Source organism: Bacteroides cellulosilyticus (genome assembly GCF_020091405.1).
Classification (GTDB): Bacteria; Bacteroidota; Bacteroidia; order Bacteroidales; family Bacteroidaceae; genus Bacteroides.
Window position 1 is genome coordinate 6,310,162 of the sequence record NZ_CP081903.1, and the last position, 14,576, is coordinate 6,324,737.

The window sequence follows — 14,576 nt, forward strand, 5'->3', positions numbered from 1 at the left end:
ATCGTTTGGAGAAATGGTTCAAAATGTGTTTTTTAACGAATTAACCCACTATGGAAGTTGTTTTCCCCTTCTCTTTTCCTTCGGGAAGAGAAATACGTACCTTTTTATGATTCAACTCAAGTTCTGCAACGCTTCTCTGTTGAGTCGGATCGGCATAGTTTATTATGTACCGACCGGATTCACTTTTCCGTATCATATAGATTCCGGGAGTTTGAATATTCAATATCAGATCCGTACTTACAGTTAATTGTACCGGCTGATAAGCGGCCACCCAACAAGTAGTATTTCCTTCACTATAGACAGCCTGAACAGTAGCATCATTACGGAGTATCCGTATATCCGATAAATTAAAAGCAGCCACATTTTCTTTGTCCATTTCGGGCAATATCAAATATTGATATGCGCCTTGCTTAGGTGCAACGCCATGCGTCAAATAGATGGCGGTCACCTCTCCATGTGTTTCTTCCGGGTGATACATTTGCATCACATCATACCATGATCCCGTACGTTTTGCTGTTTCAGCTACAACTTCATGAGTATTGCCCCATACAATATATCCTGTATGATCATGAAAATAGCGCTGTTCCTTTCCCTTAGCAGATTGCTTTGTATTCACAACATTCCATCGTGCATTTTCCCAAGAAAGCAGTTCCCCATTTTTATGACATTGCTCTATAGAAGTGGTAACAACAAGATTACTATCTGACTGTATACCTGCTCCCAAACAAAGAATAAAGTCATCCGTACAAACCCATGCCTTATGAGCCTTCACTCCGGAACGATCTAACTCCATAACAGTCATTCCTTGTTTTCCATCCGAAACAGCTCCTACAAAAGTTCCTTTATTACGAGGTTGATAACTTTTAATCAGAGGCATAGGCGCATTATCTTCAAAAGCTGTTACTCCCGGTAATTTCCGCCAGTCCCAAAGAGGAAAAATATCCAGATACTCCTTACCATCTTTATAAATATAAGTAGCTCCATCTGCCATATAATACCCTTTCATATTATCGCCATTCATCATTTCCGTACCGATAATACGGTCAGAAGCCATTTTTATAGACGCCATCCAGGAAGGACGGCGATGAATTGTATAATCCGACTGCCAGAAATGCTTATGTCCTGTAAGCACATTCACTGCAGGTGCAGGATAATTATCACGAAGCAAAGCTGTTGCCACAGCCACGCACTCATCTGATTCACCTCCACCTAACTCCGAGGCTGCAAATGCAAGACTCAGTGCTTTATGTACGGGAGCATGATGAAACAGTTGACGTCCCAAAGCATTTACATCCATCATTCCTTTCCAGATTACCCAACGATATCCCTTATCAATCAGCGTACTCAGAATACTCAACTGTTTATCATCAAATGCTAACGACGTCCCTGAAAATAACCCAGAGAAGAAACTCATTCCGGATACGAACGAAAGCCCATAATTACCAAATTGCTGCTGAGCACCATGCTGGTGAAAGCACCAATCGTCTTTTATACCTTCTGCTCCCCCCGTGACTATTTCAGATGCAATGGTATCACGCGCCATCTTTACCAACTCATAATCATTCTGTAATAATGCACGCATCATCACATTTCCGGCAAGCCATACCTTATTCTGTCCGGTCATCCCAAACTTAGCATTCTCCATTACAGTTATAGCGTTCTGTTTCTCCACAGGGGTCAATTGCTTCTCAAACAAGATAAAAACCGTACCCAGTGTTTTAGGAATACCTATTTGATTATACCACCAGTTCAAACATACCGGTTTAGCAGTAAACCAATAATTCAAAGCTTTATGAATAATCGCTTCCACCTCCGAAGAATGATAGTAGGAAGTCTGATCGGAGCTATAGAGCTTTACCAGCTCCAGAATACGTTCCGCATGAATTTTAGGCTCCCAGCCGGAACGCTTTTTGTCATCGTAATTAATATCCGGCCATGTTCCTGCTTCCGTGAAAGAAGACAGATAAGTTTCTACTTTCTTTAAATCAAAAGGATATCGCTGATGCAACTCTACCACAACCTGATCCGAAATCTCTGTTTCCGGTTGAATAGACGAAAGGATGGACAATAAACCAAACGGATCTTTACCAGAAGGAACCAACATTCGGGCATAATTTTGCTTGATACGCACCAACTCATCCACACCACTTGCCTGTACAGTAACAGATACAAGTAATACACTAATTATAATCAGATTACGCAAAATTCTCATTCCTGTTTATTTTTTCAGTTGTTCTGTTTCCATTATAACAGCCGCCCACAATATGCCGGCAACAGCCTCTTTGGCATTCAATATTTTGGGAACAGTAACATATTCTACAAAATTCTTTTTAATCACAACTCCATCACATGCTCCTATCACATCCAGTAAGCCTCTGTCATTCACCTGTATAAAAGGAAAGAGACTTTGATATCCCCTATATGCAACCAGAGTATATTCCTTTGCTTTTAAGAGCCCTAACTCTACACCACGCTGAATAGAGTATACAAACATAGCAGTTCCGGATGGATCTACAAAATTTAAAGGATTATCTCCTTTATCCACAACCATAAACCAACCGCCGGTCTTCTTATCCTGCACTTCTTTCAGCCCTTTACACATTTTCAGATAAATATCAAGGACCTGCTGATAATTCGGATGTGTTGTTGGTAGTAAAGCCAGTAGTTCAGGTACCACCAAAGTGTACCACCCCATGCCTTCACTCCATACCTCCGGTGACAGTCCGGTAGTTTTATCCGCCCACACAGCCCTTTCAGGCTCTGTAGTCCATGCATGAAGGATAAGTCCATCCGGGCGTTGCAAATGACGGGCAGCAGTAATAATATTCCTACATGCCACATCATAGCAATAATCGGCTTCCCCCACATATTGTGCACAACGTATAAGGAACATCTGCATCATAAAAACACCATCTATCCACATATTAGGACTCCGGTTTCCGTGCCAGAACTGTCCATCAGAACTGGGATACTGATCCACAGCTTTCAATATTTGCAAGGCAGCTTTCTTATATTTCTCATCACCCGTACGCCCGTATAATGTACAAAAGGCCGAACCAGTCATGAAATTATCGAGATTCGTTAATCCACCTCCTTTGTAATTACCCGCTTCATCGACGAAATGATCCATATATTTCTTTATATATTCCAGATACCTGCTATCGCCTGTCAATTGTCCCAAACGGTCTATAGCCTCAAACATATATCCCTGCACATATGTATAGTCTTTCCAGTAAGCCATCCGATAATCCGGATACCTCGCCATGACAGTTTCCGACAAAGGTATAGCCAAATATTCCGGAGTAACTCCGGGGGTATATCCCAGTTTAGCTTCCGGCACTCCCTGAGAAGTAGTTCGCCGATAGCGGGTAGTAGTCTCCTGAGAAAAACTCGTACCGACTGCACATACGATATAAACTCCTACTATTATTTTCCGTGTTATTATCATAGCATCATTATTAATGATTAAATCCAAATCAACGGATTACGTACAGGCAGATTACGCACCACTTCATCGGTTACAGGGAAATGCTCTAACTTCTCCCATGCTGACTGCCAGTTTTTATTATGAATCTGTAACGCACCGAATATCAGGAAAGGATGTGCTACCGGCCATTCATCCCAATACATTACATCTTTCGTATAATTCCATCTTTCTTTATCAATGACATAAGGATAGATAAAATTAATACCTTTCTCCATATTCTTACCTCCCTCTGCCGTATAAATCCATAAATTATCATTCTTATCCGAAAGCGTCTGGCATATTGTTGCCATGGCATCCAGATTAAATAAAGAATAACCATAAGGTTTTGTACGCGCTGTCTCTAACGGAAAACTTCCGTCTTCTGCCATCTGCTTAGGTAAAAGTACTTCTTTATAACGCCGCTTACAAAAATCCATCGTATCCTTATCACCGGCATAACGGGCAAATACAGCAGCCTGCATCACCCAACAGGTACCATGATTATTCTTAGCATTCATCTCGTCTATGCCATACTGATGTGTGAACATCCATTTCAAATAATCAGCAAACCACTGTTTAGTAGACTTTATATCATCCTTAGACAATACTCCAAGCTTTTCTAACTGCCATAACGATTGGGCTACTTCCATAAGATGTACCGTATCAATGATGCCAATACCACGTCCTGTAGCAATTCCCTTAATAGCTTGCGCATACTGCAAGTTAGGATTCATTTTCGTAGACTCATTCACAAACCAGGCACGCACATGCGCCAGTATCGCATCTACATATTCTTTATCCTGAGTCAATAAATAAGCAGAGGTCAGATTACCTACGATTGAACTAAAGCGTATCATAGCATGACGATGAGCTACAAAATTATCCGGATTGGTCTCACCATCCCGACGCACATAAGGTCCGTCAGGGTTCAAAGTATCCGGCCACCAATAATCACCCTCCGAATAAAAATCATGTATATCCCCTGCACTGCGTTCCGCTATAAAGGCGGTAACCGTTACCGGCTCCTCCTTTATATTCATAGCGGCACGTTCCAGTATACCCTGCTTTAAAACGCACTTCACAAAATCTTTACCGTCTTTATCCGATGTACACGAAATAGCCAGAAAAGAACATATCCCTAAAAATAACATACCTACCTTTTTCATAATCTTACTGCACCGTTATAAATGATGTTTGGACTTTATCAGCTTTTACAGCTACACAGGAAGTACCGCCTTGCGTACGAACCCGTATTTGTGCCCGCCCGTTACGTGCCTGTACTTTGCGGGAACCGGTTGCCGTGCCCTGATTCTGTATCAGTTCTCCGTCACCGGCAATATCGAAAGAAACAAAAACTCTGGAATCAAGACACCTGATACCATTACTATCTACCAGCTGGGCTTCAACTTCAACAATTCCGTCTTCTTTAGGAGTAGAAGTTACCCGGAATGCATGTTCTTTCCCCCACTTCTCGGTCTGATATTCAAAGCTCAATTCATCAGCAAGAACTTCTTTTCCAGCAGCCACTGCACGCAATGTATTCTGCCCCTTAGCAAGCTTCACATTCCAGCGCAAACCCGCTGCGGGAAAATCCTGACTATTACGCTTGCGTATCCCCTGGCTTTGTCCGTTCACAAACAGTTCCACCGATGGACAGTTAGAGTAAACCAAGACCTCTTTTTCTTCATCGGCATCTCCCCATCTCACAGGCCAACCATGCCCATAGATATGAACCATAGGCTTTTCTGTCCAATAGGATTGGAATACGTAATAACTTTCCTTTTTCGTAAAGTCACGTTCCACCACTCCTTTCTGATTCATATATGGTACCGGATTATCCGGACGCACCGGTGTGGAAAAGTCCTTAAACGGCCAATAAGCAGCGCCGGTCAGCCAAGGCATATTCTCCTGTTCCTTCAAATGCCAATCTATCAGCTTAACGATATAACTTTCCGACCAGTCTCCTTTCTTCAACACCAGAGCCGAACCGTTCAGAGCTGCATCGCCATCACTTTCACCTTCTTTTCGTATAGGAGCAGTAGCCTCCGCATGACGTCCGGCATGGCTATCACCCCCCCACTCTACATGCAGAAAATGTTTCACCTTCTCCATTTCTTCTTTGGACATCTGCTGATAATCTGTATAAACCCCACGATACCAACCGGCCCAGATCGAAGGAGAATATACATCTACAATATCGCTACAGAATGCACAACGGCGAATTGCCGTCTTGCGTTCGGCATCAAGATGATGTGCCAGTGTATTCAACTCACTCATCAGGCTCCGTATCTCGCGTTGTTCAAATTCAGGAAAGTCATTCGGCCAGTCATTCTCATTACCCAATCCCCAGATTATCACTGAAGGGTGGTTATAGTGCTGGGTTATCATATTCGTCAACATACGTTTCGCTTGTCCGCGATAAGTTTCATTCCCCACACCACCACGGCACCAAGGAATTTCTTCCCAAACCAGAATACCCAGTTCATCACAAAGATTCAAAATGATTTCAGATTGCTGATAATGTCCCAGACGGATGAAATTCACTCCCATCTCTTTCATCATTTTCATTTCCTGTATCATCTGCTCCTCGGTCATGGCAGCAGCTACTCCTGCATGATCCTCGTGCCGATGTGTTCCCCGCAACAAGAGGCGCTTTCCATTCAGCATGAAAGGCCCCTTATCTATAAACTTAAAAGAACGGAAACCGAAACGTTCACTCGCTGTCACTTTCTGCCCATTAGCAGTTACAGTAACCTCGCAAGTATATAATACCGGATGATCTACATCCCAAAGTTGTGGTTTATCAATCTGAATACCCAACATATCCAAATCTCCCAACGGAGTTATTTTATCCAGCGTACGGGTAGATACCACTTCACCTTTAGCATTCTTCACAGTAACTTCCACCAGTGCTTCACGCACATCCGCAGGATTATAGAATGTACCGGATACCTTTAACATCCCCTTTTTCAATTTAGCGTCCAATGCCGGTTCTATCCGGAGAGAAGCCACGGAGACTTCCGGAAGATACACCAGATTCAGATAACGGTAAATGCCGCCATATAAATTGAAGTCCGATAAATCCGAAGGTATCATTTCAGCATCCCGGGTATTATCACAACGAATACTCAATGGAATTTCACCTCCAAAACGTTCAGCATCTTTGCTTACCAGAAAAGTTCGCACGGCATCTGTTATATCTACATTCCAACTATCATATCCACCGACATGACTACCCACTTTGGTCATATAAACATATACATCCGTCTTCTGTCCCGCTCCTTCGAATTCCAATACCACCCGTCCGTCAGGATATGGATTATCCAGTTTCAGGCGTGTTTTATACCACCCCGGTCCCTGATAGTAATTCAAATCCGGATCGACAGCATCCTCCGCATTAAAGCAGTGGGGCAACGTAACTTTTGTCCATATAGGTTGTTCTTCCGGCTGGCCTTTCTTTACAGGGCGTACCAGTTCCCAAATATTGCCCACATCCTGACGGAGAAACTCCCAGTTATCCGTTAACCGGATCTTATTGCCCATCACAGGTACCTTCGCAAAGGTACCTGCAACAAAGCAACTCATCACTAACAATGCAATTATACGTCTCATACCTATTGATTCTCCACATTTACAGAATAGCCGTACCTTCTTTCTCTAATTTAGCTTTCTTAAGCAAAGCTTCCAGGAAGTAATAGTCTGCATAAACCAAAGGCACGTCTCTTTCAAAGTTACGGGCACCTGTGCTGTGCAGAAGCAAGAATCCACGGTCACCCTCCAATTGCGCACGATAGTTCTTGCTTAAGCTCTCAACAATCGTATCCGCCCATTTCTTGTATAATGCAGCTTTCTCCGGATTGTACATAGATAATTCGTACATGGCACAAGCCATCACTGCGGCAGCAGAAGCATCTCTCGGTTCGTTCGGAATACCCGGAGCATCAAAGTCCCAATATGCAACCATATCTTCCGGCATGGTAGGATTGGTAAAGATGTAATTGGCTATATTCTCAGCCTGCGACAAGAATTCCGGAAGTTTCGTTTCACGATAACACATGGTATAGCCATACAAACCCCATGCCTGACCTCTTGACCAGGCAGATTCGTGATTGTATCCCTGGTGCGTATGCTTATGAAGTACGTCGCCGGTGATTGTATCATAATCGATTACATGATAAGAGCTATAATTATCGCGGAAATGATTTTTCATTGTAGTGCGGGCATGTGTATTCGCAATGTTATAATACACGGAGTCACCGGTTTCCTTAAATGCCCAATACAGCAATTCAAGGTTCATCATATTATCAATGATAACCGGACATTGCCACTTGTCCCGACTGTGATCCCAAGAACGGATACAATCAATTGTAGGCTTATAGCGGGTAATCAATGTGGCTGCAGATTCCAGCAGAATATCTTTGTAGTTCGCATCATTGGTCAGGCGATAACCATTACCAAAGCTACAGTACATTTTGAATCCCATGTCATGCGTTCCACCATTCGTTTTCTGGTCTTCTATATTAGCAGTAAACGCCTGTGCCTGCTTCTTCCAGAAATCATCTTGTGTATACTCATACATATACCACAATTCACCGGGAAAGAAACCACTGGTCCAGTCTCTTGATGCTACCAGGCGCAAGGCACCGTTATCTTCTATCGTGCGGGGAGAGACCGGCTTCCTTTTCAGTTGTTCCTCCGGCATGCTTGCTTTAGCAGAATCTATTTGCGTAAATGCATACTTCAACTGCTGTCCGGCAAAATCAAAACTGTCTTTTACGACATCCGTTTCTTTTGTCGCTTGGCTGCATGCTCCACATACGACCAATAACGATACTAATCCTGTTTTAAATTTCATAATAGTTATTCTTACTAATGTTGATATTGATTTAAAGATTAAATTCTCCATAAAAAGATTGCGCTAAGATAGGCGATTTATCTTAGCGCAACTTTCAATATTGTCTTATTCATTTGAGATTCTATTCCAAACGATATGTAAAACATAAGCTATTTGGGAGTTTCTCCCTTATCATTATGCCTTTGTACCCACTCTGAAGGTGAATAGCCATAAAATGACTTGAAGCAGTTGGTGAAATAAGCATGACTATTGAAGCCTGTGTAGACCGATATTTCAGAAACCGTATAACTGGATTCCAACAAGAGTTTGGCAGCTATCTCCAAACGTTTATTACGTATCAACTCTGTTGGAGAAAGCTCCGTTACCGCTTTCAGTTTCCGGTACAGGTTGGCACGGCTCAAACCTAACTCCTGGCTCAACAAGTCCACTCCAAGCTCCGGATTAGAGATATTCTTCTCAATGATCTCAAAGAAACTCTGCGTAAACCGATCATCCCCCGAAACAATCTCGATACCCATCGCTTCCGGAGAGAACTTCTTTCCATATAGTTTCTTCAGTTTCTCACGGGATTCCAGCAAACTGTTGATACGGCAAATCAACACATCCATACTGAAAGGTTTCACGATATAGTCATCGGCACCAACCGAAAAACCTTCCTTGATATGAACCACCATGGACTTGGCCGTCATCAGTACTACCGGAATATGCCCAAGCTGTAAATCCTGCTTCACACGTGAGCACAGTTCCAATCCGTCCATCTGCGGCATCATGATATCACTCAGTATCAAATCCGGATATTTCTCCAGACTCAGTTCCAGTGCATCCTTACCATTGTTTACATCCAGCACATAGAAATAAGGATCCAGACATTCTTTGACGTAAGCTCTTACTTCATCATTATCTTCCGCCAGAAGTACAGTCCACTTCTTCTCTATCTCAAAGTGCATTTCCTTGGCTGACGGGATAACGTCCTCCACTACCTGCTCTTCATCATCCTCCACTAACTGCTCCTTGCCGTAGACAGAATTGCTGATCGGAATATAAACTTTGAAGATCGTACCCGTAGGCTGATTATGGGATACGGAAATAGTGCCTTTATGCAGAAGCACGATTGAGCGTGTCAGACTCAGACCTATACCCGTACCCACATTCTCTTTATTGTCATCTTCACCCTGATAAAAAGGTGCAAATATATTCTTCATATCTTCCTCCGTAATACCCTTCCCGGAATCGGTAACCGAGAGACAGGCAAACCTGGTATCGGCAGGCATCTTATTCAACTCCGCCTGCTGTTCCGACGGAAGTTCGGCAAAGGTACACCGGGACAGTGAAAACACAACTTTACCATTATTCGGAGTAAACTTCATCGCATTGGACAAGAGATTGAAGACCACCTTTTCTACGATAGACTTGTCAAACCATGCTGACATTCTCTCCTCATTCTTCTCAAAAGTAAATTCTATGGATTTCTTTGCTGCAAGATGGTTGAAGGCATAGTAAATCTCTTGCAGGAACAGATTCATATCCGTTTTGGCAATATGCAACTTCAATTTACCCTCCTGGTTCTTGCGCAGATCCATCAACTGATTCACGAGCAGCAACAGGCGTTGGGCATTACTGAATATCAGGCTCAGCTTATTCTTCACGCTGGAAGAGAATTCCGGCATAGACACCAGATCCTGTAAAGGTGCAATAATCAGTGTAAGCGGAGTGCGGAGTTCATGGGAGAAATTGGTAAACATACGTATCTTCGCCTGATGGAACTCTTCCAGTTGTAGTTTCTCCTTCTGTTTGAATTGCAATTCACGCTCCAGCTTTTGCTTTTTCGATATATAATACATGATGAGTGTCATTATAAAGACAAAAGCAATGGCATAAAACAGGTAAGCATACCAGGTTTTCCACAAGGGTGGATGCACAATGATGCGTATCTTACGTGTCTGTTGGCTCCAGACTCCATCATTATTAGAAGCCTTCACTTCAAATACATAGGTTCCCGGACTTAAGTTCGTATAGTAGGCTTCCCGACGATTGCCAATATAATTCCAGTCTTTATCGTAGCCTTTCAGGAAAGTGGCATACTGATTCTGCCGGGCAAAAACAAAGTTCAGTGCGCAGTAACCGATAGAGATATTATTCTGATTATAACTCAGTTCTATTTCTTCCATACCGTCCAGCACGGTGTCCAATATTCCGGTTTCGTCTTCCGGTTCAATCACCTGGTTATTCACTACCAATTTCGTGAACACCAATGGCGGTACAAAAGAGTTTAATTGCAACTCCTGCGGGCTAAAGGTCACAAAGCCGTTGTTACCACTAAAGCAGATTTCTCCATTGGGCAGTAATAAACCACTATGGGGAGTAAACTCATAGACTCCGATTCCATTCAGAGAATTGTAATTGGTAAACTCCTCTGTCTTCAGATTGTATTTCGAAATACCATTGCTCGCACTGATCCATAGGTTATTGTCGCTATCTTCCACAATGGAGCAAATATCATTCTCTATCAATCCCTGTTCCTTCGTTACGGTCTTTACAATTCCTTTCTCTTCATCGTACAAAGCGATACCGCCACCAAACGTACCAATCCAGATACGACCGGAACTATCACGCACAATACCCGTCACATAATTACTAAGCAACCGATGAGGCTCTTTCTCATCCGTATCATAGTAAACCACCTCTTCCCTATTTACATCGTACTTTATCAGACCATCATTACGGCTGCCAATCAGCATTACCCCATCACGCAACTTCAGTATGCAGCGCGAACTGGCAAACAGGCAACTGTCCTTTCCGCCATTAATAGGAAAGTGTTTCTGAAGTTCCTTTTTATCCGACAAGCGCATCACTCCCATACGCGAATCGGAAGTTATAACCCACAGACTATTATCCTTATCACGAAGCATGGAGTAAATGGACATTTCCCCCGGCAGCTGATAATAGAACGTATATTTCTTAGTACGGGTATTGAATTGATAGATAGATCCCTTATTCGTTCCGCACCAAAGTATATCATCTTCCAACAGAAGCCCTTTTATAATATTCTGGCTGTACTGCAACCGTGAAGCCTTATCTATCGGGTAATACGCATACTGCCTGTTTTCCAGATTATAATCGAGCAGCCCTCTGCCCTCCGTTGCCATATATAAAGAACCGCCGGGAGTGGAAACCATACAACCGTATATCCCAAACAATGCATCAAACACCGTAGCAGGATCATGGAAATCAAAGCGGTTGTTAAAACGGCTGGAGAAACTCACTCCACCGGCATACGTCCCCACCCATACCGTCTGACTCCTGTCTACAAACAACGAATAAATGGAAAAGTGACTCAGATTCCCCTTTTCAAGGGAAGCATCCGTATGTTTCCAGAAAGAATTAGTGGAAAGATCGATGGTATACAGCCCGTCGAACGTACCGACAAGCAACATTCCGCGCAACTCCGATATGGCTCTGACGCTATTGCTCGTCAGGACACTGTTACCCTTATGGTAGGTCACCATTTCCTCCTTCTCAAAGTTTATGCGATACAATCCGCTCAGTCCGCTTCCCACCCATAACGTTCCGTTTGAATCTTCATAGATAGTAGAGATGCTATTGCCAAGCAGATGAAGCCCCGGCGTCCGGGTGGTCAGTTGCCGTTGCACTTTCATGTTCATATCGCAGACAAACAGGCCTTTCGTAGAAGTGCCTATCAGAATCTGATGCTGCTTCGTTTCGTAGACTACAGAGATAAATTCATCTTTGATCTTCCCGTTCAGGTCTATACGCTGAAATACATCCATTGCAGGCACATACAGGTACAGCCCCTTGGTAGTTCCTATCCAAAGGCGATTACGAGAGTCTACCGTCAGGCAGCGTACTTCACTTTTGGCAAAAGCGCCGTATCGTTCGTCAACAAACGGCTTGATACGGTTGGTTTTCAGGTCGAGTTTATTCAATCCGCGTGCCGTACCAATCCACAAATTGCGGTCGTTATCTTCGGCTAAACTCCAGATATGATTATCACTCAGGGTCAGAGAGTCTTTCGGATCATGTTTATAGATCACGAACTCACTGCCATCATAACGATTCAATCCGTTGCGCGTACCAAACCAGATGAAACCTTTGGTATCCTGGAATATTTTAAGCACAGATATCTGAGACAAACCATCTTTCAGATTCAGGTTCGAGAAATAGAAGTTCTCATTATTCTGCGCGGTTACTTCCAGGGTCGCCAACAAGGTTATCAGCAAAAGAATATGTTTTCTCATAGGTCAAAAAGAAATGTGATAGGCTTTATTTCGTCAACAACTCCGTAGCGCACCATAACAATGGAGCGTGAGCGTGCAGGTCACCGGTGATTTGCTTGCGGTTCATGTAATGGTTCTTGTCATTCTTGATATTGGTTCCCTCGCATACGTTTGTTACCTCGTCTTCATCATTGATATAAGAAACCAATGCCAGCCATCCTTTTGTAGCGGCAGGAGCATAGGTTTTCTTATCGAGCCAACCGTGTTTTACACCCACCAGCATGGCATAGGTGAACATTGCCGTGCCGGAAGTCTCTTTGTACGAAGCGGGTTCATCGATCAACTGGTGCCACATGCCATCGGGGTCCTGATTTTCGAGTAAGGTAGCCATCATCTTTTTATAGGCTTCCATAATAACCGGGCGGTTCGGATTATCCTTCGGAAGTACGGAAAGCAGACGGGACATTCCGGCAGCCATCCAACCATTGCCACGTGCCCAGAAGAAAGGGGCTGTGGGGGCGTGATAGAAAAGACCGTTCGGTCGTTGTATCTTCTCCAGATACATCGCCATTTCAGCAGCGGCGCGGTCTATATACTTCCGGTCACCCGTAGCCAGGTAGGCTTGCGACTGTATGGTGGTTATCATAAACATGTCGTCAATCCATACACGCGTTTGCCAGGAATAGCCCTGTTCGGCATACGCTTTCTCCTCCGGCTTGGCATCGGCAGGAACTTCCCATTGGGTATCGGCATACTTCATTCCGAGATCGAAGTATTTCCGGTCGCCCAACTTCTGCATATGGATTTCGAGGGGAACAGCCCCCACCACGTTATAGTCTACGTGCACCATGCGGGGGAGCATCTTCTTTTCTGTAGTAAACAAGGGTTCAAAGCGTTCCTTCAGCCGCAGTTGCATATCTTTATTCTTCACGGCTTTGCTGAACCATAAGGCGCCCAACCAGGTACAGGCATCAGGATAAGTCACATAATTGGGAGCTTTTTCCGCCCGCGGATTTCCAAAGCGGGTATGAGGGGTGACCAGGAACTTATTGACTATACGCGTACCTATCACTTTCGGATCGGCATCTTTCATACGTTTCTTCAAATCGGCATCCTGGGCGTTCATTGTTCCACACCAGCCTGAAAAGGCGGCAAATAGGATAAGTAAGATCTTGTGCGTCTTCATTCCATAGCATTGTTAGCAGATTAATAACTATGGCAAAATTAGGGAATTTGGGGCTGAGGGGTTTGAAGGATCGTTCCAAAAGCTTGAACTATTCGCTCAAAATAGCGTATATAGGCCTATCTTACAGCATCTTCCTCTTCTGCCGGCTCCTCGCCCACCCTAAGCACTTTATGGTCCACCCACCGCACCGGTTCTTTCAGCGGTGTAGGTTTGGTGCAGCACTGCGAACTGACGGCCAGGCGATAGGTTCCATCGGGCAAATCTTTGGGCAGACGGAAGAAAAGGCGCGAACGGGTGTTCATACTCCCCAGCTCTGCGGCAGGGAAATGGTGTATCACTTCTTCAGTTTCCGCATCCAGCAGTTCCACTCCGCGCAGGGGCGAATCACCGTTCATCAGCAGCAGGCGTCCTTTGAGAAAGACGTAACCTCCGGGAGTGAGGCGTTCATTGTGCGTGCCGCTCTCCATATCGCGTATATCGAAGATGAAGGGGCCTTGTTGAAGGGAGTTTTCTACGTGGAAGAGAGGGTCTTCGAATACTTTTTTCAGTTCGGTGCTCAAGGCGTAAGAGAGCGATGCCTGGTTCTGTGCGCGGGCGGCAGGGTTGATACGGTTGAAATTCCACATACCACGCACGACGGGGGTGAGCCGTCCCATAGGCGTGTTCAAGGCATAGCCGTCTACAAGCGCGTCGCGGGCAACGGACATGAGTTGGTTTACAATCAGTTCGGTGTCGGCGGCACGGTAGATGCCCCGGCTGCGCTCTTCGAGGATAAGTGCCAGGTCGTGCACATCGAGTGTGCCCCGCAGCACGACGCGGGGATGGAGGTCGTCA

At 44.3% G+C, this 14,576-nt stretch carries 8 protein-coding genes; all 8 read right to left on the bottom strand.

What is annotated here, in order from left to right:
* Positions 1–40: 40 nt before the first annotated feature.
* Positions 41–2,212: a polysaccharide lyase 8 family protein gene (locus tag K6V21_RS24275; protein WP_217714701.1), complete on the bottom strand. Its 2,172-nt coding sequence runs from the start codon at positions 2,210–2,212 to the stop codon at positions 41–43.
* A gap of 6 nt (positions 2,213–2,218) precedes the next feature.
* On the bottom strand, positions 2,219–3,448 hold the full coding sequence (locus K6V21_RS24280) for a glycoside hydrolase family 105 protein (protein WP_224320162.1): 1,230 nt from the start codon (positions 3,446–3,448) through the stop codon (positions 2,219–2,221).
* A gap of 17 nt (positions 3,449–3,465) precedes the next feature.
* Positions 3,466–4,632: an alginate lyase family protein gene (locus tag K6V21_RS24285; protein ID WP_224320163.1), complete on the bottom strand. Its 1,167-nt coding sequence runs from the start codon at positions 4,630–4,632 to the stop codon at positions 3,466–3,468.
* A gap of 4 nt (positions 4,633–4,636) precedes the next feature.
* Positions 4,637–7,078, bottom strand: a complete 2,442-nt coding sequence (locus K6V21_RS24290; RefSeq protein WP_224320164.1) for a glycoside hydrolase family 2 protein — start codon at positions 7,076–7,078, stop codon at positions 4,637–4,639.
* Between the two features lie 19 nt (positions 7,079–7,097).
* Entirely contained in the window at positions 7,098–8,321 is a 1,224-nt protein-coding gene (locus K6V21_RS24295) for a glycoside hydrolase family 88 protein (protein WP_224320165.1), read from the bottom strand.
* A 149-nt stretch (positions 8,322–8,470) separates the two neighbouring features.
* Entirely contained in the window at positions 8,471–12,577 is a 4,107-nt protein-coding gene (locus K6V21_RS24300) for a two-component regulator propeller domain-containing protein (RefSeq protein ID WP_224320166.1), read from the bottom strand.
* 25 nt (positions 12,578–12,602) lie between these two features.
* Positions 12,603–13,742, bottom strand: coding sequence for a glycoside hydrolase family 105 protein (locus tag K6V21_RS24305; RefSeq protein ID WP_217714695.1), 1,140 nt, complete (start codon positions 13,740–13,742; stop codon positions 12,603–12,605).
* Between the two features lie 116 nt (positions 13,743–13,858).
* On the bottom strand, positions 13,859–14,554 hold the full coding sequence (locus tag K6V21_RS24310; RefSeq protein ID WP_224320167.1) for a DUF4469 domain-containing protein: 696 nt from the start codon (positions 14,552–14,554) through the stop codon (positions 13,859–13,861).
* Between the last annotated feature and the right edge of the window lie 22 nt (positions 14,555–14,576).